Here is a 24,339-nt window from a genome sequence, read left to right as displayed (position 1 = left end):
ACGTGGGTAGGTGCACGGCTCACCTCCGGCTTGGACGGAGAGAACAACCCGACTCCGGGCTCTAGAAGAACCCGAGTTTCTTTGGTCTATAGGAACAAAGAATGTTCTTCGTGTGCTGGTGGTACAGGGGGCGCACATGAACTGACCAGCTAGAACGGCGATGTGCGGGCAGATCGAGGGAAGGTGGTCCGTGAATGGCCCGGATCTTGAACCGCTTCCCGGTGAGGCCCTCCTGCGGGCTCGGGGCTGCGGCGCTGGTGCGCCACTCGGGAAGTGGCCGGTGTCCAGTGCCGAACGGCGGGATGCCCTACGCCGCAGCGCTTGAGGAACACACGAGAAGCTGTCCGCCCCGAGCCGGGCTGCCACATGGCGCACGTGGCCCGGCAGTCTTGTCGGCACCGTCCGGTGGTCCGTAGAGTCTGCTGATCTTCGGTGGAGGGGCGAACAGGGTGGACGTTGAGCGGGGGCTGTCGGACGCGGACCTTCCGGGGCTTCAGCAGTTGGCGGACAGAACGTCCCTGGCAGGCCAGGCGAGTTACCTGCGGTTGACGAGGGTCCGGCTGTGGGCGACGGTGGCGGCGGCCCTCTGCGGGGCCATCGGTCTGAACGACGGTCTTCCCGAGCTGGTGGATGACGGACTGGACGCCGCCTCCCTCATGGCGTTCATCATCGCCCTGGCGGCCGAAATCCTTTTGCTGCGCACCCGTCCGGAGGAGACGTGGTACCAGGGGCGCGCCGTGGCCGAGTCTCTGAAGTCCCTGGCCTGGAAGTACGCCATGCGAGCCCAGCCGTTCCACGATGCCGGGGACGACGAGGCAGCGGTGCTGTTCCGCCGCAAGATCCGGTCGGTCCTCGACACGCTGCCCGAAGGCGTCGTACCGGGATCGGAGTCGCCGGCCCAGATCAGCACCGGGATGCGGGAGCTGCGCCAAGCTCCGCTGTCCGTACGCGTCACCGCGTACAAGCGCGGGCGCATCGAGGATCAGCGCGTGTGGTACGCGCGAAAGGCCAGGTTCAACGCGGAGCGGTCGCAACGCTGGCGGCTGTCGTTGCTGGGTCTGGAACTCCTCGGCGTATTCGGGGCCCTGCTTCTCCTGCTGAACGTCACGGCTTTCGATCCGGGCGGTCTGCTGGCCGTTCTGGTCGCGGCGGGCGGGGCCTGGCTGGAGGTGAAGCAGTACGACAACCTCGCCAGCGCCTACGCGCTGACCTCCACGGAGCTGCTGCTCGTCGAGGGGGAGGGGGAGGACGTCGTCAGCGAGGAGGACTTCGCCCAGTACGTGGTCTCCGCGGAGCAGGCGATCAGCCGGGAGCACACCATGTGGGGCGCCCGGCGGCTGCGGGCACGGGAGCAGCGGCACGAGTGACGGCACCGCGTCCGCCCCGGCCGGCGGCACAGGGGGCGGCGCGACTACAGCAGCCACCCCAAGCCCCAGGCGATCAGAGGGCCGCCCAGCACGAGAACGAGTACGGCGCGGCCCAGGGACAGGCCCGGGAGCAGCTTCTGCCGGCTGGCTCGTCCGAAAGGAACGGGAATCTCGATTCCCGGCCAGCGCACGTTGTTGGCACGGAAGACCGGATACACGGCGTGGGCGACCCGGTTTCGGTATCTCCGTGTGCTGAGGCGCATTGCCATACGGCCGAGGTGCAGCTGGATCACCGGGTGCTCCGCGAATCCCGCGAAACGGGGCGTCCAGTCGTGCTCGAAGTAGAGCAACGCATGGTCGATCTCTCCCCGGCTGTCGGGCTCGCGGGTGTCGGCGGGCAGGCCGCCGCGGAAGTAGGCGCCGGTATGTTCCCGGAACAAGGCGTATTCCTCGTCATCGAGCGGCACGATGACGACCAGCCGGTGCGGGGGCACGCGTAACGCCGCCTGCCGGAATTCCCACAGCAGGCCCTCGCCAAGCCCTGCCGCGATCACCACGAGCACAGAGTCGTCCATGAGCCGGAGCACTTCGGCCTGCCAGCGTTCGAGTTGCCCACCGGACCTGTCGTGGTCGGGGTCCGGGGGGATGAAGAACTGGGCAGGGCCCAAGCCGGGCAACCCCGCGCCTGGATTCCCGATCGCGATGGGCGGGCCGAAATACCCAAATATGCGGGTGAGTTCCTCGATGTAGGAGGCGCGGGAGCCGAACAGCGCGGACTTGACGTTCTGCCATGGCGCGGTTCGTTCGAGACGGGTGTCGTGGTGCGCGAACGACCGCAGGTACAAAACGCTGGGGCGGCGAGGGTACGCGGCGCCCGGGTGGGGGGAGTAGGGGACGCCGAAGCCGGGGGCCTGCGTCGCGCGGTGTGGACCGCGCCTGCCCGCCGCAAGGTGCTTCCTGGCCAGTACCGCGCAACGGGCTCCGGCCGAGGCGAAGAGCAGCCAGAACCCACCACCGAGCCAGCCTGCCCCGGTGAAGGCCATCACGGCACCCGGGATCGCGAGTGCCCCGCACACCATGCCCAGGGCTCGGTAGAGCAGACCACGGCGCCGGTGTTCCGCGGGCGTCCGGCTGACGTTGTCGGGCACCCACTTCCAGAACCGCAGCGGGACGGGCTGCCCCCATCGGTCGCGGTACTCGTCCCAGCCCCTGAGGGCCACCCTCCCCGCGGCAGAGTCGGCCCATCCGGGTCCGAGGCACCGGCCCTCGGCGCGATCGGGCCCATCCGGGACGCCGCGCCGCGGGTACCCGGTCCGGTCGGCCGATGGCTCGCTCCCCACCTGCTCAAGTCTCGTGACCAGCGCGGTCCCTGTGCGCGACAGCGTCAGCGGCAAATATCTGCCGCACAGCAGCACCGACACCGCGCACATCATCAGTTCGAGCAACAGCAGGCCACTGAACTTGTCCATCGGCACCTCCCCCCACTGCACGACGACCGTGGCCGACATGGCGATGAGGAACAAAGCACCGGAGAACCATCCGCCGAAAACGGACCCCCACCGGCGCGGCAGCACGATTCCCGAGGACACCAGCTTGCTTCGCAGGTCGGCGGCGGTGGCGGTGCGGCGGAAGGCCTTCGCCAGCCGACGCCCGTTCGGATGGCCGGGGAGCAGGACAAGCACCTGCTCCTGGACGGGGTCCTGAAGCGGCCGGGCCGGCGGTTTCGGGCGGATCTCGCAGACGGCGCCCGGGTGGAAGGCAACGGCCCCCGCATCGGCCAGGCCCGCGATCGCCGAGGCGACGACGCGCTCGAATCCACCTGTCAGCAGCGCCACGTCGTAATGGCTGAGGGAACACGGCGCGGGAGCGGCGGCCCTCCAAGGCCGCGACGCCACGTACACGATCGCGCGGACCAGGGCGGCGGCGAGGAGAAGAACGGCGCACAGGGCCAGATAGCGTAAGTCCGCGGTTTCGAGAAGCGCGGAGTTGTCGTCTTCCACACCCTCACCATATGAGCGGGGGCCCGGCGCCCTTCCACGCCTGGGACGCCGAGCAATGGCTCGGCACACGTGCTCTCTGATTGAGCGACTCCGTCGGGAATCTTGAGGTCCGGGGTCGTTCACCCTGCCTCCACCACAGGGGCCGGGGCAGTCCTCGCTGCTGCACCTGCGCGGCAACCTGGTCGCGGAACCCCTTGCCGTGCTCTTCGGCAGCAGCCGCACCGCCAGCACACCCTGCTGAAGATCAGGAGACTGCTCGACGCCCATGGCACCAGCGTCCCACCGGCGACCACTCCACCCGCCGTCCTCGCGACTCTCCAAGACCGGGTCAACGCCCTGAGCAGCGACCGCAACAGCAAGATCAAGACGCCATGCTGATGAACTGCAAGCCCTTGGGAGGGATCGCGCGCGGCGTAACTCCACCTGCCCTTGAGCTCAGGCAGCGTGAGGGCAGAGGCCGGCCGGGTTCGCGACCTGGCCTCGCCCCGGCCCGGCGCTTCCCCCCGAAACCGGGCAGACGTACCAGTAGTCCACGTCCTCCGGGTGTCCAGCGGCACGAGCGCCACCACCGCGACGGCCGTCAGGAACGCCAGGGCTTTGCCGCCCTCGTCCCTTCACGCCATGACCTGCGCGGCAGCGGTGCCGGCACGAGCCCTCGACACGCCCAGCACGAGGCGACGGTGCTGGCCCGCCTGATCGCCGCCGGCATGGTCGGCCGCCTGCGACCACACGCTTTGGCGCTCCCGTATCCCCGCACCGTTGATTCACCTGAAGTCCCGCAGAAGGATTTGCTCGGCACTACCGTCACAAGGACAGCGCGCGCCGACCGTTTCGTATGGAGTGAGATGCCGGAATCACGTCGCACTGAGGGTAGGACACTGTCCCGCACAAGCCGTCCGCCCCGCCAGGCGGCCGTGATCGAGCAATCTCCACTACTGGGGCGGCGGTTGAGTGCCCTGGGGTGGGTCGCGCTGACGCTGGGCAGCGGGTGCCTGGGGATCCGCTTCGGGAGCGCGACGGCCTGGCAAGGGTGGGGGCTGCTGGCAGCCGGGGCGGTCCTGGTGGTGGCCGGGGTCTGGGGGGTACTGCGGGGACGACAGCATCTGACGCCCGTCCTGGCCGGCCTCCAGGGCCTCCCCGCCGACGAGCGGGTCGTGTTGTTCCTCCGGGCGTTCTCCGACGACACCGGGTTCTCCCGGGTGGCCGCACTGCGGTGGTTCCGCCTGCTGTTCACGTCATTGCTGCCGACGCCCGCCCACCTGCGCACCGAGGAGGACCAAATCGGCCGAGCGGTCGCACCGTTCGGCCGGATGGTCGCGCTCGGGCGCCCATCCGACCGGCTGCCGCGGCTCGGCGCCGAGCGCAGTTACGCCTCGGACGAGACCTGGCGGGCCGAGGTGCTCGCCGCTCTCGATCGCGCCGCGCTGGTCCTGCTGGTCACCGGGGCGGGGCAGGGCCTGGTCTGGGAAGTCGATCAGGTGGTGGGCCGCGACGATCCCACCCGCCTGGTCCTCCTCGTCAGCCGTGACCGCAACCAATACGGTCGGTTCCGGCAGTCGTTGGGAGACCGTTTCCCCAAAGGCCTGCCGGACTACCCGCCGGCGCGCATGCGGCACCGCCTCCTGCGGGGGCGCTACGTCCGTGCCGCCATCTGGTTCGACGGTGACTGGACGCCGCACTGGGAGATGCTGGACGGCAGATTCCCGCTGATCGGGCTCGCGCGTCGCACCCAGAGAGCGCTGCCACGCGCCCTGCGGACGGTCTACCGGCGGGCGGGTGTGCCGAGGCGGGTCACACCCACGACACCGCGCCCGTGGGCGGTGAAGCTCGGCGTGCCGTTGATCACCGCGTTCTGGCTGACCCCCCTCGCGTTGCCCGTCCTCACCGTCCTCCTCTTCGATGCCCTCAACGCCGCCCTCCGCGAGGCCTCCATCGGCCCTTCCGGCGCTCATGGGGATGCGGGCCCCGATGCTCCCGGTGAGGTGTTCACCTCCGGCTACGACGACGTCCTCGAACTGGCCACGGCCTGGCCGATGTGGTTGTGGGTGGCCCTGGTGGCCGTATGCGGGTACCGGGTGTGGCGCGGCGGGCCCTACGCCATCATGATGGCCCGCATCCAAGGCGTCTTCGTCCCCGTCTTCCTGCTGGCATTCGTGCTGACGAAGCTTCCCTCCTACGCCAGGTGGGTGTTCGTCGCCTTGAGCCTGCTGGTGCTGATCGTTTTGTGCATGCCCGTGGCCGCCATGCTGCTCCTCCGCCGTGACGTACGCGATTGGATCGACTCGCGCCTGTAGCGGTGGAACCGCCACCCCACGGGAACCCCGGCGAAGCAGAGGACGTGCCATGGTGCCGCGCACGGCTGGTGCCCCGCTCCCGTTGGAGCAGGCGGGAAGAGGCCACCGGAACGAGTCCTTTGTCCACCCTGGAGCCTGACGAGCCAGCGCCCTGCTGCTCGGCGGCGACACCGCCTCCATTTGGTCCCCTCCGGGCATGTGGGAAGCCTCATCAGCCCGCCACGCCGCAAGGCCGGCTACCGCACCGGCCAGGTTCCCTGCCCGCCGACCCCGAGGAGTGGTCGGCCCGCGCCACGGCGCGTCAGGAGCCCTGGTGGACGGCGTGGACCCGGTGGCCGGCCCCGCGTTCGGGCCCGCGCATCGCCGCCCGGCCGATCGGCAGTGCGCGGTATCCCGGCACAGCCGCGGCTGCCGGCCACTGCGTACGCCCCTGGTGACCACCGGCCCGGCAGCGGCACCGGGACGGCTCCGTACCACCGGGGGCGACAAGCGGCGGGCACGCATATGCACCGCACCCCTCGTCTTCCCGTCGGCACCGGGGAGGCGTGCCCTTTCCGCGGCCTTTTCCGGGGTGCCGTTCACGTCCGGCGCCGGCTCGTCGCCCGCCAGGCGAGGGCGGCGAGTGCCGCGGCTTGGAGGAGTCGGCGTGTGCGGGCGTCGGCCCGGTCTTCGAGTGGTGAAAGGCGCTGTTTGCTGGCCTGGGCGACTTGGATGGTCAGTTCCTGGTTGGAGATGTCGCGTATGATCCCGCGGAGCTCGCCGGGTGTGGACAGGCTGCTGATGAGTGTTTCCATCACCGTGCGCGCGACTTGCTGTTCTGATGACGCCTCGCGCAGGTACGCACCGATGATTTTGCGGATTTCCCTGCGGAACACGTCGGTGACGGATATTTCGGGTGCCAGGTACCGTACCGAGCCTTCGGCGTGGGAGAAGGATTTGCCCAGGATGGAAATCATGGGGCTGGTCTGTATACCGCGGCGGGTGGAGCTGGCCAGGACGGAGCTGAGGGCGGCGCCGTAGTTGAGTTCCGCCAGCGAGGCCGAGGTGACCTTGGGTACGAGGGCCGCCATGTCCTGGGTGAACGCGGAGATGTCGGCCCACGGGGTGACCTTGCCCATTTCCACCCAGGCTTTGGCGAGCGCGTGGCCGTCGTTCTGGGAGAGGCTGAGCAGGCCGAGCATCAAGGACATGCTTTGCCGGCGGTCGATGTGTCCGACCATTCCCCAGTCGATGACGGTGGCGGGACGGCCGGGAGCGACGAAGATGTTGCCCGGGTGAGGATCGGCGTGGAAGGTCATGTCGGTGAAATAGCCGTGGAACATGAAGGCCAGGAGCTGGCGTCCGATGGCCCGGCGTTCACCCGGTGCGAATTCCGCCGGGTCGGCGTCCCGGATGCTCGTGCCGGGGGCGAGGCTTTGGATGAGGACGGTGGGGGTGGCGTCCATCGGTTTCGGAACGGCGATGAGTTCGAAGTGGCGGGCGGCGGCCCGGGCCCGTTCCATGTTGCGGGCCTCGATGGTGAAGTCGAGTTCGGGGCGCATCGCGTCGAAGATGACACCGAGCATGGCCTCGATGTCGATGGTGGCGTTCAGGGCCGGGGCTCGTTGGGCGAAGAAGTGTGCCAGGCGGCGCAGCGTCTTCATGTCCTGTGCCACCAGGGGGCGGATGCCGGGCCGCTGGATCTTGACGGCCACGCGGCGTCCGTTGGTCAGGGTGGCCTCGTAGACCTGGGCCAGGGAAGCGGCGCCGAGAGGGCGCGCGGTGTCGAAGCGCCGGAAGCGGCGGCGCCAGTGGGGGCCGAGGCTTTCGGCGAGCACGGGTTCCAGCGCGCGGAAGGGCAGGACGCAGGCGCGGTCGTGGAGGTGTTGCAGTTCTCTCGCGATCGGCGCGGCGACGATGTCGGGGCGGGTGGAGAGGACCTGGCCGACCTTCATGTACAGCGGGCCCAGCGCTTCGAACGCCTCCCGGACGGTGACGGCGCGGGCCGCCTCTTCGGCCGTGCCGTCGCCCTCCCCCTCCCCGGGCAGGCCGGGAGGTTCCCGCCTGGCGGACGTGTGGACGAGGTGGAAGGCGATCCGGGCCAGCAGGCGGGTGCGTGCGAGGTTCACCGGCTGCACCACCTGGTCATCGTTCGGCCTTCCCGGCGTTCGCGTGACGGCGGGCCGGTGGGGCGGCGAAGGGCCGGGCGGCCCGGGACCGTCTGAAGGACCCGGTCGGATGCCTCCTGGGGTCGCCGGTACCGCCGGCCCGGGGAGGGAGGCGGCGGGGCGGTGCCGACCGTGCTCGCAGCGCCCGGGGCCGTACCGGCAGCCCGCCTAGTCGGCGAGTTCCTCGATGGACCGGCATATGTGCCGCGCCGCGAGGTCGGCGTCGGGGATCACGGTGGAATCGATGTTGACGGTGATGTGGCAGGTGCCCCGGTACGACATCAAGGTGACGGTGACGGCCGAGCCGAGGGTGGGGGCGATGGCGAAGACCTCGGCGACGGGATGGCCGCCGATCGACGCCGCGGACGCCGGGCCCGGCATGTTGCTCACGACGAAGTCGTGCGTGGCGCACAGCCGCAGGAAGACGGCCTCGAACAGGCGCCGGGGCAGCAGGGGGCACAGCCGGGCCATAGCCCCCATCCAGTCGGCGGCATCACGGTCGTAGCCGTCGCGGACGGCCTGGCGGACGGCGCGGATGCGGTCGGGCACGCCGGGCAGTGCGGACCGCACCGCGAACCGGACGATGAACCAGTGGTTGCCCTGGCGCCGCGGGTCGTGCGCCGTTGCCCGCGGCGGACGGCCGTAGGGGGAGAACACCCGCGTGCGGCGGCGCCGCACGCCGTGGTGGGCGTTGTAGCGGCGGCAGCCTTCCACGACGGCGGCGACGAGCGCATCGTGCACGGTGCCGCCGGAAGCGGTCGCGAGGCGCTTGACTGTCGTAAGGGGCACGGTCGTGGTGAAGAAGCGCCGTCGGAACTGGCCGCCCGCCGGGGGGACGGGGTGCGGGAGGTCGAGCATGTCGGCGGCGGCCTGCCCCAGGAAGCGCGCGGCCTTCGCCAGACGGCGACCGGGAGGGGACGAAGGGGCGGGTGGTGCGGTCCGCGGCGTGCCGGGGCCGGTCGGGGGCATCGGGCTGACGACCTGCCACGGGTCGAGGGCAGCGGAGGTCGTGGCCTCCTGTGGCGCGGTCGCCGTGGCGACCTGCCGCAGGAAGGTCTCCCGCAGCCGGATGCCGTCGGCGACGCTGTGGGAGATCTTGAGCACGTAGGCGGATCCGCCGCCTTCCAGGCCGGAGACGAGATACCCGTTCCAGGGCGACCGGCCCTGGGGGAAGGGGATCTCGGCCAGGAGCTCGGCGGTGTCGAAGACGTCCCGGCGTGTTCCCTTGCCACCCACCCGAACCCGCTGCAGGTGGTGGGCGAGGGAGAAGTCCTCGTCCGGAATCCAGTGGGGCCTTCCCCCGAGGCCGCGGCCGTGAGCCACCCTGCTGCGCAGGCGCGGCATCACGGAACAGAGGCTTTCGTGCCACGCGGTGAACGCCTCCCAGGACACGTCGTCGTCGAAGACGATGACGACGACGATGATGGGCCGGGCCCGCCGCCCCGATTCCAGGCGCCAGACCATGTTGTCCTTGGCACTCATCTCGTCCGGCCCGGGGGCGCTCCGGGTGAGCCGGCTGCCGGTGTCCGCGGCCATGGGGAACCTCCTCAGCCGCCTAGTCGCATTCCCCGCAGGGCTCGGTGTCCCGGTGGTGCCTCCCGCCGCCGTGGGGGTGGCCGTGACCGTCCCCGCACCGGCAGCGTTCGCGGCAGCACCGGTCGTCACAGCAGGAGTGGCACCGGCAGCGCCTGGGCGGCCTGCAGCCGCACCGCGGCCGGTGGCCGTGGCAGCGGCACGGGTGGTGCCGGCAGTGTTCCCGCCTGTCGCACGGACGGCATTCCTGGTCGTCGTCGCTGTCGTCGCGCCAGGAATCCGGGCAGCCGCACTCGTCGTCGTCCCACCGCGTGTCCTCGCGCCAGTCGTCGGACCGCTCGGCGCGGCGGTGGCACTTCGTTCCGTGGTGCCCGCCGTGGCCGCCGAGCACCTCGCCGACGACCTCCTGGACGCCTTCCAGCATGTCGGCCATGGCGTGGCCGAACCCTGCGGTCATGTACACCGGGTTCCTCCTTGTCGATGCCGTGCGTTCTTGTCGGTGCCGTGCGTTTCGCGTGGTGGTCGTGGTGTGAGCGGGTTCCGGAGGCCGGAGGACTCAGGCCAGTTCCAGGTCTTCGATCAGTACGAGCGCTGTCCTCCGGTTCGCGGCGGTCGCGGTGGCCCGGGCCTGGCGGCGGTCCGGGGAGACGGTGCACGTGATCTCCGTTCCGCCGGTGGCGAGCGCGTGGTCGTTGGCGGGGGCGCCGGGCAGGCGGACCGTGCCGATGGCGCGGGGGGTCGCCAGGCGCCCGGGTGCGAGGAAGGCCGCCGTCTGCAGCGTCGCGTCGATGACGAGCCAGCAGGTCGCCATCCGGGAGAAGTGCGGGATGTCCTGGCCGGTGAGGTCCAGGCGGCACCGGGCGTGCGACCCGTCCGGGCCCGTACGAGGCCGGCCGGCGCCGTCGAACGGCGGGGACAGGCGGGCGGCGGCGCCCCGATGGGGACGAAGGGCACCGGACGCCGCCGTGCGGGGTGGTGGCGGCCGGTGCCGTGCGGGATGGTCCCGGAGGATGACGTCGGCGGCGTAGTGAAGGGCGGGCCGCGGCCTGTCCGGTGCCGGTGGCCGGGCCGTACCGCGGATCTCGACGTGTACCGTGTGCCGGTCTCGGTAGTGGGTGGCGTGCAGCTCGTACCGCGTGTCACGGGGAGCCACCGCGATGGGCGCCCGGAAGCGGACATCGGCGATTTCGGTCGCTGTTCCGCCCGGCACGAGGCGCTGGGCGGCTTCGACGGCGAGTTCGATGGCGAGGGCGCCGGGCAGCAGGGCGCGGCCGTTCCGCCGGTGCCCCAGCAGGTACGGGTAGGGGCGCAGGTCGAGGTGCCAGGTGGCGCAGGCGGGTTCGGTGGGGACGAACCGGACCGGTGCCGTGAGGAAGGCGAAGGCGGGCGCGGCCGGTGTGAGGCCGGGGCAGTGGGAGCCGAGGGTGTGGTGTTCCGGCGGGCCGAGGTGGACCGGCACGGTGTGCGCGAGTTCGGGTGGCGCGGCGAGTTCGGTGGTGAACAGCCGTTGTCCCTCGGCGTCGCCGATCAGGCTCAGGCGCCCGTTGCGCCGGGTGAGGTCGGTGAATCCGGAGCGCGGCCCCAGACCCGACTCGCCCCACATGGTCCAGGCGATCGCCCGTTCGTCGTGTCCGCGCATCGTTTCGTAACGGGCCGCGGCGTCGAGGGTGTCGTTGGCCGGTCCGTAGTCGCACTCACCGGGCAGGCCGAGCACGCCGGCGATGGAGCTGAAGGTGCACCACGCCGCCGGGGCGGGGTCGCCGAACGCGGCTTTGAGGTGGTGGTAGCCGTCCACCTTGACGCCCCGTACCGCGCGGAAGGCGGTGAGGGTCTTGGCGGGCAGCGCGCGGGCGCGGCCGATGCCGGCGGCGTGGATCAGCAGGTCGATCCGGCCGCCGGCGCGGCGGATCCGGTCGGCGGCCGTCCGTACCGCAGCGGGGTCGGTCACGTCGCAGGTCAGGTAGTGCACGCGGGTGTCACCGCAGCGGCGGCGCAGCGCGTCCAGGGTGCGCAGGGCCTGCCGGGCGCGGCGCAGACGGTCCCATTGGGCGCCGGCCTCGGTGACCGCGAGCCCGGGCGTGTCCGCCAGGCACTGGCGTATGTAGGCGACGCGCCCGGTGGAACCCAGTGCCCGTACCTGGTGGGCGAGGGCATCGACCGGGGTGCTGCCCAGGAGCCATATCTCCGGGCGGGCGGTGGCGGTCAGGCCGCGCAACGCGGTCGCGGTGATGCCGCGGGCCCCGCCCGCCGCCACGATCACACTGCCGTCGGTGACCGCGGCGCGGCGCCGCCGCTCGGTGAGGGGAGCCGGTACGAGGTGTTCGGCGCCGCGTCGCCCCGCGCGGTAGTACCCGACCGGCAGGCCGCCGGACAGGCACGATTCGTGGTGGAGTTCGTCCAGCGCCGTCCGCAGGTGCGGGGTGTCGGTGACGGCGGCATGGGCGCGGGTCTCCGGCAGTTCCCAGGAGGCGTTCTTGACGAGGCCGGTGAGCAGGGCCGCGTGCGGGTGGGGCAGGCCGTGGGTGAGGGGATCGAGGATCAGGGCCGCCAGCGAGGAGCCGTCGGTTCGGTGGCGGGCCAGGTGCCGGGCGGCCAGGAAGAACAGTTCCTGAAGCGTCAGCAGGGAGGGCGCCGGGGCCTGCGGCCAGGGGGCGGCGCGCAGGTCGGTGAGCGCGCGGACGTGCTGGAGCGGCCGGTGCCCGTGGTAGCCGTCCCACAGCGTGCCGATGACGTTCTCCTCGGCGCGCGGCAGGTGGAGGACGCCGGGCCCGGCGGCCGTGGTGCATGCCACGAGCGTGGGGGAGGGCAGGGGCGTGGCGGCCAGGTGAGCGGCGATGGCGGCGTCGTCGGTGAGGACCAGCGTGCCCGGGGCGAGGGAAGCGGTCCCGGGCCGGGTACGGCGTTGGGGGGACGGCAGGAGGACGGCGAGATGGCGTTCCATGATCAGCCGCCTCCGGGGTCCGCGGTGGCGGGCCGCCGTTCCACGGTGACCACCGGACCGTCCCCGCCGCAGGTGATCAGGTGCGGGCCCGGCGAGGTGCCGAGGGCGGCCCGCAGGACGGCGATGACGCCGTCGGCCGCCGCGTAGGTAGGCCGGGGCGGGTCGGCGGCGGGCGGGGCCTGCGGGGGCGGCGTCAGGCTGGTCCGCAGCGTGGCGATGCGTGGCCAGCCCGCGCGCCGTGCGGTGCCGTGCCGCGCGAGCAGCAGCAGGAAGAGCCCTTCGGCGAGCTCGGAGGGGGCGACGCCCAGGGAACGGGAGAGCAGTCGTCTCGGGCCGGTGCTGCAGCCGAGCACCAGGGCCAGGTCCAGGTCGGCGGTCCGCAGGTGGTGGGCGGCGACGTGGACGGCGGCGAGCGCGGAGGACCGGCCGGAGTCGAGCATCATGGTCGGGCCGTGCAGGTCATGGCGGTTGGCGATCCAGCCGAGGGCGACGCTGGGCATGCGGCCGGCCAGGGTGTAGGGGCCGATCGGCGCCGAGCGCCCGGCGTGCTCGGTGAAGAACGCGGCGCGGGCCCGGTCGTATCCGCCGCCGGCCGTGCGCCGCGTCAACTGGGTGCGGAAGCACCGGAGCACGGAGTCGGCGGCCAGGTGGGTGGGTCCGTGGTGGGCTCCGAAGACCCCGGTGCGCTCCCGCAGTCCCCGCTCGGCGAAGGCGGGGCCGCGCAGGACGTCGTGGACCAGTTCCAGGGCCATCAGTTGCAGCCGGTCGACCTGGCCGGCGATCCTCGGGGCCACGTGGGTGCGCTGGAAGGGCGGCACGGGATAGGGGTCCGGGAAGGACCGCTGTGGGGACGGTGGGCGCCCGTCGCGCAGATTGCCGAGCACCTCTTGCCGGGTCGGTGCGCCGGGCAGGTGGGTGTCCCACCCGACCAGGACGATCTCGTCCTCCGTCAGGGGCGCGCCGGAGACCAGCCCGTCGGCCGGGTCGTCGGGGTGCTGGACGAGCAGGTGGCCGTTGATGCCGCCGAGCCCGCAGGCGAACGCTCCGGCGAGGCGCCGGACGGGCCCTGTCTCCGACAGGGGGAGCGCGGGCGGCGGCAGCGGGTGCTCGCGGGGGCGTACGCGGACGGCGGGCGGGGTGGTGCGCTGCGGGGTGGTGAAGCGCCGCTGGGCGGGCACGGCCTCGCGGCGCAGCCCGTTGAGGAGCTGGATCAGCGAGACCACCCCGCAGGCCATGCCGGTGTGCCCGACGACGGGCTTGTCGGAGGTGACGTCGATCCCGTGCGGGTGCGCGGCGGCCAGGGAGCGGGCCTCGACGGCGTCGCCGGTCACCGTCGCCGTGCCGTGCGCCACGACCCACCGGACGTGGGCGGGGTCCAGGCCGTTGACGGCGAGGGCCCGGCGCATGGCCGCGACCTGGCCCTCCGAGCGCGGGGCGAAGATCGCCTTGCCGCTGCCGTCGGACGCGCCGCCGAAGCCGGCCAGGACCCCTTGGACCGTGTCGCCGTCGCGGCGGGCGTCTTCCAGGAGCTTGAGGACCACCACGGCGGCGCCGTCGGAGAAAGCCGTCCCGTCGGCGTGGGCGTCGAAGGCCGTGACCCGTCCGCTGGGCGACAGGGCGCCCATCTTCGCGAAGTACACCTGCCGCAGCGGCCCGTGGGAGGTCACCCCGCCGCAGATCGCCACCTCCGTCTCCCCGGCCAGCAGGTGCCGGACGCCCAGGTCGACGGCGTACAGGCCGGCGGGGCAGATGTTGTCGACGAGGAGGACCGGGGTGCCGTCCGGGACGATGCCCCGTACCGCCCGGTGAGCCATCGCGTGCGGCCGGTAGTGGCCGTGGGGCCGGGCGGCGCTGGGATCGGCTGCCGCGAGCCCGGCCCGCACGCGAGCCCGGACGGTTTCGTGGTCGCCCGGCAGCCGGCGGGCGATTCCCGTGGCCGCCAGGTCGGTGGCGAGCGCGGTGTCCCACTCGTGGCCGGCCTCGGTGGTCGCGGCCAGGAAGAGGGCGTGCCGGCGGTCCTCGGGCGTGTGCGCCTGGTCCAGGGCCTGCAGGACGCTGTGCCGGAGCCAGCCGGCCTGCAGATCGCCCTGCCCGGGATCTGACCACCGCGCCTCCAGCCGCGGGTGCGGCGCGAAGGCCGTCAGCTCCCCGAACACCCGGCCGTACGTCCGGTCCTCGGCCGCGGGATCGGGCGCCCAGAAATCCTCCAAGGCGAAGCGGGCGGACGGTTCGCGGAAGACCGGCCGGCCGCGCCGGACCAGATGCCACAGCTCCTCCGGCGAACCGGCTCCGGGAACGGCCAGACCCGCCCCGACGACGGCCACCACCCCACCCGTGGACCGGCGGACCGTCATGACGAGGGGCGGATGAGCGCGTCGGCGACCGCGGCGGGCGTCAGCGGGGAGGGCATCTCCGCCTCGGGCGGAAGCGTCAGCCGCCGGCGCTCGGCCACCCGTGCCAGCACCAGCTGGTGCTGGAGCGAGTCGACCCCCAGCTCCGCCTCCAGGTCGATGTCGTCGGTGACGACCTCCGGCGGGTATTCCAGCACCTGCGCGTACAGCGCCTTCAGTTCGTCGATCAGCTGGTCACGGTCAAGGGACACGCCGGTCCTCCCGCTGTTGAGACTGCTTCCCGGATCGCCGCGGACGCCTCGCGCAGGCGCTCGCCGGTGATCCGCGTGTGGAAAGGGGCGATGGTCCGCGCGCCGGGAGCGCTCGCCTCGACCAGGCCGGACAAGGTGCGCTTGAGCCCGCATTCGACGAAGACCCGGGCGCCGTCCTGGTACATGTCCCGCACCGCCTGCGCGAAGTGCACCGGAAGCACCATCTGCAGGGCCAGCGTCTCGGCCAGGTCGTCGCACGGCAGGTAGCGGCGGCCGAGTACCGGTCCGTACACCGGGTGCCCGAGCGGCCGGGCGGGCACCGGGCGGGAAGCCTCCGCGCAGCGGCGGCGGGCCGCGGTGAGCAGCGGATGGTGATGCGGGCACGGGTCCACGCGCAACCGCACGGCCTCCACCCCCATGGCCAGTGCCGCCTGACGGACGCGGTCGACGGCCTCGGCCGGGCCCGAGAGCACGACCTGGTCGGGCGCGTTGACCGCGGCGATGACGACATCGCGCTCACCGGCCAGCAGCCGGCGCGCCTGGTGACGGCCGAGCGGCACGGCCAGCATCCGTCCGGGCGGCACGGCACCGGAGCGGACCGCGGTGACGCGTTCGCACAGCAGGCGTGCCGCGTCCCGCACGGTGAGCCCCTCCGCCGCGACCAGCGCCGCGTACTCGCCGAGGCTGTGCCCGCACAGGACGGTGTCCAGCTCCTGCCCGAGCCGGCGCCGCAGGAGGCGGTGGCAGACGACCTGGCCGGCGAGGATCTCCAGGGCTCGGGTGTCCCGGCAGCCTCGCTCGCCGATCCCGGCCGTGCCCCCGGGCTCGGCCAGCAGCGCGTCGCGCACCGACGGCAGACGGTATTCCGCCGTCACCGCGTCGACCTCGGCGACGACCGGCCCGGCCAGGTCCCGGGCCTCGGCGCACCGGGAGAACGCGGCCGGATACCAGGCGCCGAAGCCGGGGAACAGCAAGGCGATGCGCACCGTCACTCCTCGAACACCAGGACCGGTTTGGTGCACTTTCCGCTGGTCATGTCCTCGGCCGCCTCATTGATCGCCTCGAACGGATAGGTCGAGACCATGCGGTCGAAGGGCAGCCGTCCGTTCGCGTGCAGGGCGGCGAGCAGGGGGATGTCGATCTGGGGGACCATGTCTCCCTCCACGATGCCCCGGACCGACCGGCCGAACATCAAGCCGGAAATCTCCAGGGCGACTTCGGTCCCCGGCGGCGCGGCCCCGATCACACCGCACACCCCCCGCGTGTGGAGCACGTCGACCGCCGTGCGCAGCAGTTCCGGGACGCCGGTGGCTTCGATGCTGTAGTCGAATCCCGGCCCTGCGGAAACGGCGCGCACGGCTGTGGCCACGCCGGTCGCGGACGCACTGATCACATGGGTCGCGCCGAACTCCTCGGCCAGTCGTAGACGGGCCGGATTGCGGCCGACCACGACAATGGCCGAGCACCCGGCGAGCGCCGCCGCCATCACGGCGCTGCACCCCACCGTCCCCGCTCCGAACACCACGATCCGGCTTCCGGCCTCGCAGCGCAGCGCCTTGAGCACGGCGCCCGCCCCGGTCTGCACGCCACATCCCAACGGGCCCAGCAGCGGCAACGGCAGATCGGCGGCGACCTTCACGACGCTTTGCACGGGAACGACCGCGTGCGTGGCAAAGGACGACTGCCCGAAGAAAAAGCCGTGTACCGGGTCGGCGCCGCACCGCAACGAGGTGGTCCCGTCCGGCCGGCGGCATCCGAAATTGCGGGACACGAATTCCACGCAGTACGCCGGTGATCCTCCGCGGCACTGCGTACACCCTCCGCAAGAGGAAAAACTGAGGACGACGTGGTCCCCCGCGGAAACCTCCGTCACGCCCGCTCCAACCTTTTCCACCACACCGGCACCCTCGTGACCGAGGACCACGGGCAGCGGAACGGGATACCAGGCGTCCCGCACGATCAGGTCGCTATGGCATATTCCGACCCCTGACATCCGCACGAGAACTTCCCCGGTTCCCGGGGGTTCCAAATACAGCCGGCGGATGTCGAACCGCTCGCCCGCACCGGCGGTCACCGCCGCCCGGATCTGCATGACATCCTCCTTGTGCGGGGGGCGCGCATTCTTCGAGTCCGCGTCGGCAGTCATACGCTCCGCGGCCCGGTCGCCGCGGAAACGGCGGATGCGACAAGAACTCAGAGCCCTTGTCACCATGAAGCCGCCTTCATTGACATGTCAAGTGCCGGGTAACAGACTTCAGGTGGCTCGTCGAATCCCCGGAACCCGCTCCGCCGACGTACACGGTTCTCGCCTGTTACCGGCCATATGGACCGCTGACATATTCCGCATCGCCGCGCCATCGGCTGACCCCTTTCACCGGCAGGAGGCTTCTGTGACGGCTCGTGAGAGTGATGTGGTAATCGTCGGCGGCGGCAGCGCCGGTGCCGTTCTCGCCGCCCGGCTGTCCGACAAAGGCAGCCGAAATGTCACCTTGGTCGAAGCCGGACCCGTATTCCCGCCCGACGCCTACCCTTTCCCCGTGGCCTCCAGTGCGTTTATCGGTCGTGCCACCGGGTACGACTGGGGCTATACGGCCGACGGGGAATGCACTCACCTGCCCCGCGGAAAGATGATCGGCGGCTCCTCGGCGATGAACGGCACGGTCGCGATGCGCGCCTTGCCCGCCGACTTCGAACGGTGGTCACGAAAAGGAATTCGCGGCTGGTCCTGGACGGACGTCCTGCCGGATTACATACGCCTGGAACGAGCCGACGCGCCCTGCATGGAACACCGGGGCCGCGGCGGCCCGCTCCCGGTACATCAATTGCGCCGCGGCGAACTGAGCCATATCCAAGCGTGTTTCCTCGACGCCGCACGGGAACGGGGATATCCCCCGGCCGACTTCAACGGCAGCAATCCCCGCGGAACGGCCTGCTATCCCGTCAACGCCGTCCATGGCAGACGCGTCAACACCGCGATGGCGTACCTGACCGCTCATGTGCGAGCACGGCCGGGCCTGCGGATAAAGAGCCACGCACTCGTCGACCGCGTCCTGCTCCACAAACGCCGAGTCACCGGCGTTCTCCTCGCCGACGGCCGCACACTGCGCGCTCCGGAAGTCATCCTCAGTGCCGGCACCTACGGCAGTGCCGCGGTCCTGCTGCGCTCCGGTATCGGCCCGCCGCGACATCTTCGCCACCTGGAGATCCCGGTCGTCCAGGCCCTCCCCGTCGGTACCGCCTACCGCGACCACCCCCTCCTCTACCTCCCGTGCCTCGCATGGCCGTGGACCGCGGGCCGGGCCGAATCGGTGGCAGCCGCGGCCATATGGACGGCCAGTCCCTCAGCACCGAGCGGAGAACTCGACACGCACATCGGCATCATGCAGCCGGTCGCGCCCGTTCCCGTTCCCCTCTTCACGCTGATCGTGGGCATCACACGCCCTCATTCCCTGGGCACCATCACTCTCCCTTCACGTCATCCCGCGGTCGCCCCGCGCATCGCTCCCCGATGGCTGAGCGACGAGCGGGATCGCGAACGCATGGCTCAGGCCGTTCGCCTCGCCGACCGGCTGACGCACACCCCGCCGCTCAGCGCGGCGATCGCATCGCGCTTTCACCCACGGCTCGCCGACATGTCCCCTCGCCACCTGCGCGCTCACCTCAAGGCATCGGTGCGCACGTTCCACCACCCCACCTCAAGCGCCCCCATGGGCGCGGAAGACGATCCGCAGGCGGTCGTCGACGCCCTCGGCCGGGTCCACGGCATCCGCGGCCTGCGCGTGATCGACGCCGCCATCTTCCCCGACACCCCGTCGGCACCCCTCAACCTGACCGTCGTCATGGCGGCGGAACACCTCGCCGAAACGCTGCGCTGAACAGCCGGTCACGACGCTGTGCTCAGCGCTCGGACACCCGCCGGCAAGCGGCGCACCTTCACCACACGGGCGGCCCCGCCCGGAGAGGACCACCGTGAGGCACGGCACCCCGCGGCAGGGGGTCACGGCACATTGGGTACGGGTCCGCGGAGTGCGTACGCACTTCCTCCAGGCCGGACAGGGCCGCCCCGTCCTCCTGGTGCACGGCGAGGGAACAAGCGCCGACCCTTGGGTCGGCCTGATGAGGGGGCTCGCCCCCCGCTACCGGACCATAGCCGTCGACCTGCCCGGCAATGGAAGAAGCGAACCGTTGGCACGACCGTGGCCGACCGTCACCGCCGGGTTCCTGTGGCACTTCCTCAAGGCGCTCGGCATTCCCCGCGCGGCTGTCGTCGGCCACTCCCTCGGTGGCGCCATCGCCGTCCACATGGCACGGCAACGGCCGGCACGGGTACCTCGTCTGACCCTGATCAGTTCCACCGGCATGGGGCGCGCCATCGAACCCGTGTCCGTCCTGAAAGCGTCAACGCCACTCGGCGACCTCTCCCCGCTCCTCCCCGTCATGCCCTTGGGGCCCCAACTGCTGGTGACCTGGCTGTCCGTACTCGGCTCCGACCGGCCGTGGTGCCTGCCGCCGAGCTGGTGGCACGCGCAGACCCGAACCGACTCCTCACCACAGGCCCTGGCAACGGCCCTGCGCACCCAGCGACACATCACCGGCCCGTGCGGTCAAAGGCACCTGGTCCTCGGCGCCTTGCGGAAGCTGACGATGCCCACCCTCGTCATCTGGGGAACCCACGATCGGGTACTGCCGCCCCAGCAGGCGCGGAAGGCATTCCAGCGTCTTCCCGACGCCCGCCTCGTCCTCCTGCCAGGAGGCGGCCACCTGCTGCCCGCCGAGGCACCGGACAGGGTCCTCAGGGTCCTGACGCCCTTCCTCCGGTAGCGCGGCGCCCGCTTTGGCGGCAGCTCCACAGGCCTCCGCTTCCGCGATGTCACCGCCCCTGAGGCGGGGGCCGTCGCAAGAGATACCGGTTCACCGTGTGGATGAGACCCGGTCACCGAGGGTAGCGATATCACCACCTCCGTCCGGAAGCCGCTGCAACAAGGCCCCCGCGCCTTGTCGAAGGGGGAGCCATGTCTGTCGGGCCCGCACGTGCCGGTTGGTTCGATCTGGTCCGGCTCGGGGCGCTGGCCCTGGGCCCCAACCTCTTGCAGGGTCCGGTCATCCGCCGCCGGTGGGGGGTGCGGGTGGCCGCCCGACTGGACACCAACGCCTGGGCCTGCCGGGTCTTCGACCACTTGCGTCAGCGCCACGGACAGGAGCCGGTGCTGCTCAACGTGTTCGGCCGGCGCGTCCTGCTGCTGCTCAAGGCGGCGGACGCCCGCCGTGTCCTCGAAGAGACCGGCACCTCGTTCACGACGGCGAGCAGGGAAAAGCTGTATGCCCTGGGGCCCTTCGAGCCGGGATCGGTACTGCTGACCCGAGGCGCCGAGCGGCCCGAGCGCCGCCGCTTCAACGAGGAAGCCCTCGATTTCCCGGCAACCGAACACCGGATGTGCGCGTCCTTCCGGACGGCGATTCAGGAGGAGGCCCAGCCGCTGCTGGCCGCGAAGGAGCTCACCTGGCCGCGGTTCCACGACGCCTACCAGCGCATCGTCCGCCGGATCGTCCTGGGCGACACGGCCGCGAACGACGAACGGATCACCGAGATCCGCGACCGGCTCCGCACCGACGGCAACCTGTTCGTGCTCGGCCCCCGACGCCACGCCCTGCGCCGGGAACTGTTCGCCCGTACACAGCGGTACGTCGACCGGGCCGAACCGGGAAGCCTCGCCAGGGCCGTCGCCCACACCCCGCGGACGGCGGCCACCGACCCCGTGGCACAGATGCAGCACTGGTTCTTCGCGTTCGACGCCGCCCCCATCGGCGCCTACCTCGCACTCGGCCTGCTGGCCCGCCACCCCGACCACAAGGCCAGGGCCCTCACCGACGAGCCGTACATGCGGGCGTGCGTACTGGAGTCGCAGCGGTTGTGGCCCACATCCCTGGCGATCCTCCGCGACAGCACGGCCGACACACAGTGGCCCGGCGGCTGGACCCTCCCCGCCGGCAGCGCCGTGGTGTTCTACAGCTCCTTCTTCCACCGCGACGAGAAGAACCTGTCCTACGCCGACCGCTTCGAACCGGCGGTATGGCTGGACGGCCGGGCCGAGGCCGACTGGTCGATCGCGCCCTTCAGCCGCGGTCCCGCCGCATGCGCCGGCCGGCACATCGTGCTGTTCACCAGCGCCACCCTGCTGTCGTCGCTCCTGAGCCGGGAGTGGCGGCTGCATACGCGCCACTCCCTCGGGCCCGAGCGGCCTCTGCCGCGCACGGCCGACCACACCTCCTTGCGCTTCACCCGGGACGGTGGGTAGGCAGGGCAGGCCCCTCCTGCCCTCGCCACTGGCGGCGGAATGCCGTGATCCGCTCTCCGCCGGCTACGAGGCGGAGGCCGTCATCCGGACCCACACACAAGCCGCCGCCTCCGCGCGGGGATCCGGATGGCCGTAATCCAAGGCCCGGCGGAGTGTGGCAGCCCATAGCCGTACAGATGCGGGCCGACCCCTCCCGGCCTCGTCCGTTGGCACATCGATCTCTGCTCCCCGGAAAGGGGAATCGAGCAGGGCGACAACGATGCCCGAACTCCAGGACCTAACCGGAGCAGTGGCTACCGCCCGGGCGGCAGGTGAGGCCGCACGGCGCCCTCCGCGCCCCGTTCCGTCCGGGGAAGGCGATGTCGCCGAACGACAGATACGCCTCCCTGGTCGCGGCGGTCGGCTACCTGCCGCCGGTCCTGCGCGAGGAGGACTACCCGGAGCTGCTGCCGGTGGCCCGGCGAGCGATCGACGACCACGGCACCCGTGTCGGCCACCGCACCCGCGACGCGGCCGAGCTCGGGCCGTGGCGGCGGCAGCACTCCGGCCACGCGGCCAAGCGGGGCCTGCGGGAGGTGCACTACGGCCCCTGCGATCTCTCCCGCGTCTTCGTCCGCACCACCGGCGGCTGGATCACCGCGCCCTGGGTCCACCTGCCGCTGGTGCACGCCCCCTTCGCGGACTTCACCTGGGACCACGCCCGGCGCCTGGCCGCCGCGGCCGGCCTGGACGACGCGAACGAGGCCGCCGTCGCCGCGTCTTGGACGCGCCGCCGAGCCGAGCACGGGCCGGACCTGCGCTCTGCGCGGGGCATCGGCCGCACCCGTGCCGTCTCCCTCCCAGCGCCCGCACCGACGCTCTCCTGAGGCAAAAGGTCGCACGGCAACGCGACCTCGCTCGGGCGTCGCCCGTACCTCCAGGCACCAGCGCTCGTGTACGGGGGAGGGGCAGGACGGTGGCACCATCGCGTGTTCGCCACTGTGGCGGCCTGCTTGTCGGGTTCGTGCGGGATCCGCATGACGGTAGCGGGTGCGGGTGTCGGCCCTTCTTCCACCGGTGGTGATGAGTGCCTCTTCGCGATCCGACCGGCTCTTCCCGGCTCTGCCAGGTCGAAGGCCTGACCTCGCTCGGCTTCCTGAGCACCAGCAAGCTGTGTCCCGGCGCCCGTCCTGCGGGAACCGTGTGGCCGTGCCCTGTCGAGAGCCCCCGAGCGGTGGAACGGAAGGAGTGCCCCGCCTGCTGGTCCCTATCTGTCCCCGTCACATGCCGGCGGCACACTGCGGCAGGTCAAGGCTCTGACCTGCGGTTTCACCCTGCGGAGGCGTGCCTTCCGCTTAGCGGTGCCCGTTACTCCGGACGTATTACTCATCCGATCAAAGGAGAGCGTGATGAACCGCAAGATTCGCAGTGCGGCGGCCGTGGCGACGCTGAGCCTGGCGGCCGTGGCCGGTGCGGCCGGTACCGCCTCGGCGGGCGGCAGCGACAACCACCACGAGTTCAGCCCCAAGATCGACTGCCGTAACAGCAGCTACGGGCCCGCCGCCGTGCTGTCGCCGACCTACAACTTCGGCCCCCAGGACAACACCCGGCAGTGCAACGCGGTGGACAAGTCCGAGCACCAGTCCCTGACCGCGCTCCTCGGCCTGGCCAACATCACCTGACCGCCCCCGCCACCCACCACCACAGGTCATGGAAAGGCAAGGCACCTCATGAAACAGTCCCCCACCTCCCGGAAATCCGGTTCCGCCCCCCGCACCACCAGCGGCAGCGGCAGGTGGCTCGTACGGCTCGGCGTCCTGGGCGCCACCGGCCTCGCCGCCTGCCTCAGCGCCACCACCGCCCACGCCTCCCCCATCGACAGCTTGGGCATCAATCAGACATCCTCCAAAATCGCGGGTGGGGCGGACGACCTCCTTTACGCCATCGCGGAGTTGCTGGAGTAGTCAGCCCGGGGACCGGTCATTTCCCAGATGCGGCACCACGGTTCATGACCCGCGACACGCCCGCCCCCGGGCGCGGGCGAAGGCCCGGCGGCAACCCGGGCCCATCTGACGGGTGACCGGCCGCTCATGAGTGGCGACACACAGACGCACCGCTGTCCCTGACAGGCCGCAGCGGTGTTCCGGCCGGGCCGGGCGACCATCGCCCGGCCCGGCTTTCGTGTGGAATCACGGCGTTGGCGTCCTGTTCCGGGCGGCAGCGCAGGCTTGTGCCGCCTGCTGGTCCTGCGCCTGTCATGGGCATATGCCGGAAGCATTCAATGGCCAGTCAAGCCTGTGACCTGCGGTTTCACCCAGCGGAGGCGTGCCTTCCGCTTAGCGGATGGCGTTACTCCGGACGTATTACTCATCCGATCAAAGGAGAGCGTGATGAACCGGAAGATCCGTGCGGCGGCCGTTGCGGCGCTGAGTCTGGCGGCGGTGGCCGGTGCGGCAGGTACCGCTTCGGCGGGTGGCAGCGACAACCACCACGAGTCCAAGCCCAAGATCGACTGCCGTAACAGCAGCTACGGGCCCGCCGCCCTCCTGTCCCCGGCCACCAACTACGACAACCAGGGTCACAACGCCCGGCAGTGCAACGCGGTGGACAAGGCTGACCACCCGTCCGAGACCTGGCTCCTCGGCCTGATCAACGTCACCTGACGACCTCGCCACTCACCACAACCCCACCACCACAGGACATGGAAAGGCACCTCATGCAGCAGACCCCCACCACCCACGAACCCGCCTCCGCCCCCCGCGCCACCACCAGCGGCAGCGGCAGGTGGCTCGTGCGGCTCGGCGTCCTGGGCGCCACCGGCCTCGCCGCCTGCCTCAGCGCCACTGCCGCCCACGCCGTCGGCCCGGACTTCGACGGTGTGGCCGACTCGGTGGCTACGTCCGCCAGCCAAGTCGTCGACCCTGTCGTTGGCTGAGTCGTCCCGCAGTCGTACACAGACTGGTGCCTCGCCTCGCCACTCGGGACCGGCCGTCTGCCGGACGCACCCGGGACCGTGTCCGGCGACGCGCCCGCACCTCCCCGAACGTGGGCGAGTTGCCCGGCGGCAAGGTGGGCCCACCTGACGGGCGACCAGCCGCTCGTGAGCGGCGATACCCATGCGCACCGCTGTCCCTGACAGGCCGCAGCGGTGTTCCGGCCGGGCCGGGCGATCATCGCCCG

At 71.6% G+C, this 24,339-nt stretch carries 19 protein-coding genes and 1 pseudogene; 11 read left to right on the top strand and 9 right to left on the bottom strand.

The features are described 5' to 3' along the window. The first annotated feature begins 449 nt into the window (after nucleotides 1-449). Nucleotides 450-1,367 carry a DUF4231 domain-containing protein gene (locus ABZX96_RS36040; protein ID WP_355553189.1) on the top strand — a complete coding sequence of 306 codons (918 nt, stop codon included), beginning with the start codon at nucleotides 450-452 and terminating at the stop codon, nucleotides 1,365-1,367. A 44-nt stretch (nucleotides 1,368-1,411) separates the two neighbouring features. On the opposite strand, the gene ABZX96_RS36035 is transcribed toward ABZX96_RS36040, so the two are convergent. Beyond that, the gene (locus ABZX96_RS36035; RefSeq protein WP_355553186.1) at nucleotides 1,412-3,367 is read right to left on the bottom strand and encodes a TIGR04222 domain-containing membrane protein; all 1,956 of its coding nucleotides are present in this window, start codon (nucleotides 3,365-3,367) and stop codon (nucleotides 1,412-1,414) included. A gap of 151 nt (nucleotides 3,368-3,518) precedes the next feature. On the opposite strand from ABZX96_RS36035, the pseudogene ABZX96_RS36030 reads away from it, so the two are divergent. Both ABZX96_RS36030 and ABZX96_RS36025 read left to right on the top strand, forming a co-directional pair. Continuing rightward, nucleotides 3,519-3,745 (top strand): annotated as a pseudogene (locus ABZX96_RS36030) (ISAzo13 family transposase); the annotation flags it as partial. A gap of 536 nt (nucleotides 3,746-4,281) precedes the next feature. Then, nucleotides 4,282-5,661, top strand: coding sequence for a hypothetical protein (locus ABZX96_RS36025; RefSeq protein ID WP_355553183.1), 1,380 nt, complete (start codon nucleotides 4,282-4,284; stop codon nucleotides 5,659-5,661). Between the two features lie 578 nt (nucleotides 5,662-6,239). On the opposite strand, the gene ABZX96_RS36020 is transcribed toward ABZX96_RS36025, so the two are convergent. From ABZX96_RS36020 to ABZX96_RS35985, 8 genes are all read right to left on the bottom strand, one after another. Then, entirely contained in the window at nucleotides 6,240-7,769 is a 1,530-nt protein-coding gene (locus ABZX96_RS36020) for an AarF/UbiB family protein (protein WP_355553181.1), read from the bottom strand. Between the two features lie 207 nt (nucleotides 7,770-7,976). Beyond that, on the bottom strand, nucleotides 7,977-9,344 hold the full coding sequence (locus ABZX96_RS36015) for a wax ester/triacylglycerol synthase domain-containing protein (protein ID WP_355553178.1): 1,368 nt from the start codon (nucleotides 9,342-9,344) through the stop codon (nucleotides 7,977-7,979). Between the two features lie 19 nt (nucleotides 9,345-9,363). Then, nucleotides 9,364-9,798 (bottom strand): hypothetical protein, encoded by a 435-nt coding sequence (locus tag ABZX96_RS36010; RefSeq protein WP_355553175.1) that lies wholly within the window; start codon nucleotides 9,796-9,798, stop codon nucleotides 9,364-9,366. A gap of 99 nt (nucleotides 9,799-9,897) precedes the next feature. Further along, entirely contained in the window at nucleotides 9,898-12,282 is a 2,385-nt protein-coding gene (locus ABZX96_RS36005; RefSeq protein WP_355553172.1) for an SDR family oxidoreductase, read from the bottom strand. Between the two features lie 2 nt (nucleotides 12,283-12,284). Continuing rightward, nucleotides 12,285-14,636, bottom strand: coding sequence for a beta-ketoacyl synthase N-terminal-like domain-containing protein (locus tag ABZX96_RS36000; protein WP_355553169.1), 2,352 nt, complete (start codon nucleotides 14,634-14,636; stop codon nucleotides 12,285-12,287). Beyond that, nucleotides 14,633-14,884 (bottom strand): acyl carrier protein, encoded by a 252-nt coding sequence (locus tag ABZX96_RS35995; protein ID WP_355553166.1) that lies wholly within the window; start codon nucleotides 14,882-14,884, stop codon nucleotides 14,633-14,635. The genes ABZX96_RS36000 and ABZX96_RS35995 overlap by 4 nt, the downstream gene beginning before the upstream one ends. Next, on the bottom strand, nucleotides 14,860-15,870 hold the full coding sequence (locus ABZX96_RS35990; RefSeq protein WP_355553163.1) for an acyltransferase domain-containing protein: 1,011 nt from the start codon (nucleotides 15,868-15,870) through the stop codon (nucleotides 14,860-14,862). Before ABZX96_RS35990 ends, ABZX96_RS35995 begins: the two co-directional genes overlap by 25 nt. 2 nt (nucleotides 15,871-15,872) lie before the next feature. Then, the gene (locus tag ABZX96_RS35985) at nucleotides 15,873-17,030 is read right to left on the bottom strand and encodes an NAD(P)-dependent alcohol dehydrogenase (RefSeq protein ID WP_355553160.1); all 1,158 of its coding nucleotides are present in this window, start codon (nucleotides 17,028-17,030) and stop codon (nucleotides 15,873-15,875) included. A gap of 34 nt (nucleotides 17,031-17,064) precedes the next feature. On the opposite strand from ABZX96_RS35985, the gene ABZX96_RS35980 reads away from it, so the two are divergent. From ABZX96_RS35980 to ABZX96_RS35945, 8 genes are all read left to right on the top strand, one after another. Beyond that, entirely contained in the window at nucleotides 17,065-18,759 is a 1,695-nt protein-coding gene (locus ABZX96_RS35980) for a GMC family oxidoreductase (protein ID WP_355553157.1), read from the top strand. A gap of 151 nt (nucleotides 18,760-18,910) precedes the next feature. Further along, nucleotides 18,911-19,705, top strand: a complete 795-nt coding sequence (locus ABZX96_RS35975) for an alpha/beta fold hydrolase (protein WP_355553154.1) — start codon at nucleotides 18,911-18,913, stop codon at nucleotides 19,703-19,705. Nucleotides 19,706-19,896: 191 nt separating this feature from the next. After that, entirely contained in the window at nucleotides 19,897-21,180 is a 1,284-nt protein-coding gene (locus tag ABZX96_RS35970) for a cytochrome P450 (RefSeq protein ID WP_355553151.1), read from the top strand. A 359-nt stretch (nucleotides 21,181-21,539) separates the two neighbouring features. Further along, nucleotides 21,540-22,046 (top strand): hypothetical protein, encoded by a 507-nt coding sequence (locus ABZX96_RS35965; protein ID WP_355553148.1) that lies wholly within the window; start codon nucleotides 21,540-21,542, stop codon nucleotides 22,044-22,046. A gap of 522 nt (nucleotides 22,047-22,568) precedes the next feature. Then, on the top strand, nucleotides 22,569-22,841 hold the full coding sequence (locus tag ABZX96_RS35960) for a hypothetical protein (RefSeq protein ID WP_355553145.1): 273 nt from the start codon (nucleotides 22,569-22,571) through the stop codon (nucleotides 22,839-22,841). A gap of 48 nt (nucleotides 22,842-22,889) precedes the next feature. Beyond that, nucleotides 22,890-23,123, top strand: a complete 234-nt coding sequence (locus tag ABZX96_RS35955; RefSeq protein ID WP_355553142.1) for a hypothetical protein — start codon at nucleotides 22,890-22,892, stop codon at nucleotides 23,121-23,123. Nucleotides 23,124-23,549: 426 nt separating this feature from the next. Then, nucleotides 23,550-23,822, top strand: coding sequence for a hypothetical protein (locus ABZX96_RS35950; protein WP_355553139.1), 273 nt, complete (start codon nucleotides 23,550-23,552; stop codon nucleotides 23,820-23,822). Between the two features lie 53 nt (nucleotides 23,823-23,875). Further along, nucleotides 23,876-24,094 carry a hypothetical protein gene (locus tag ABZX96_RS35945; protein WP_355553136.1) on the top strand — a complete coding sequence of 73 codons (219 nt, stop codon included), beginning with the start codon at nucleotides 23,876-23,878 and terminating at the stop codon, nucleotides 24,092-24,094. Nucleotides 24,095-24,339: the final 245 nt, after the last annotated feature.

The organism is Streptomyces sp. NPDC003077, assembly GCF_040611095.1.
Classification (GTDB): domain Bacteria; phylum Actinomycetota; class Actinomycetes; order Streptomycetales; family Streptomycetaceae; genus Streptomyces.
This window is presented reverse-complemented; position numbering and strand designations above follow the sequence as displayed.

What these genes read in the sequence shown, in the direction of transcription:
- ABZX96_RS36015 (WP_355553178.1), bottom strand. Translation starts at nt 9,344, where the DNA reads ATGGCCGCGGACACCGGCAGCCGGCTCACCCGGAGCGCCCCCGGGCCG.
- ABZX96_RS36010 (WP_355553175.1), bottom strand. Translation starts at nt 9,798, where the DNA reads ATGACCGCAGGGTTCGGCCACGCCATGGCCGACATGCTGGAAGGCGTC.
- ABZX96_RS36005 (WP_355553172.1), bottom strand. Translation starts at nt 12,282, where the DNA reads ATGGAACGCCATCTCGCCGTCCTCCTGCCGTCCCCCCAACGCCGTACC.
- ABZX96_RS36000 (WP_355553169.1), bottom strand. Translation starts at nt 14,636, where the DNA reads ATGACGGTCCGCCGGTCCACGGGTGGGGTGGTGGCCGTCGTCGGGGCG.
- ABZX96_RS35985 (WP_355553160.1), bottom strand. Translation starts at nt 17,030, where the DNA reads ATGACTGCCGACGCGGACTCGAAGAATGCGCGCCCCCCGCACAAGGAG.
- ABZX96_RS35980 (WP_355553157.1), top strand. Translation starts at nt 17,065, where the DNA reads ATGCGACAAGAACTCAGAGCCCTTGTCACCATGAAGCCGCCTTCATTG.
- ABZX96_RS35970 (WP_355553151.1), top strand. Translation starts at nt 19,897, where the DNA reads ATGTCTGTCGGGCCCGCACGTGCCGGTTGGTTCGATCTGGTCCGGCTC.
- ABZX96_RS35965 (WP_355553148.1), top strand. Translation starts at nt 21,540, where the DNA reads ATGTCGCCGAACGACAGATACGCCTCCCTGGTCGCGGCGGTCGGCTAC.
- ABZX96_RS35960 (WP_355553145.1), top strand. Translation starts at nt 22,569, where the DNA reads ATGAACCGCAAGATTCGCAGTGCGGCGGCCGTGGCGACGCTGAGCCTG.
- ABZX96_RS35955 (WP_355553142.1), top strand. Translation starts at nt 22,890, where the DNA reads ATGAAACAGTCCCCCACCTCCCGGAAATCCGGTTCCGCCCCCCGCACC.
- ABZX96_RS35950 (WP_355553139.1), top strand. Translation starts at nt 23,550, where the DNA reads ATGAACCGGAAGATCCGTGCGGCGGCCGTTGCGGCGCTGAGTCTGGCG.
- ABZX96_RS35945 (WP_355553136.1), top strand. Translation starts at nt 23,876, where the DNA reads ATGCAGCAGACCCCCACCACCCACGAACCCGCCTCCGCCCCCCGCGCC.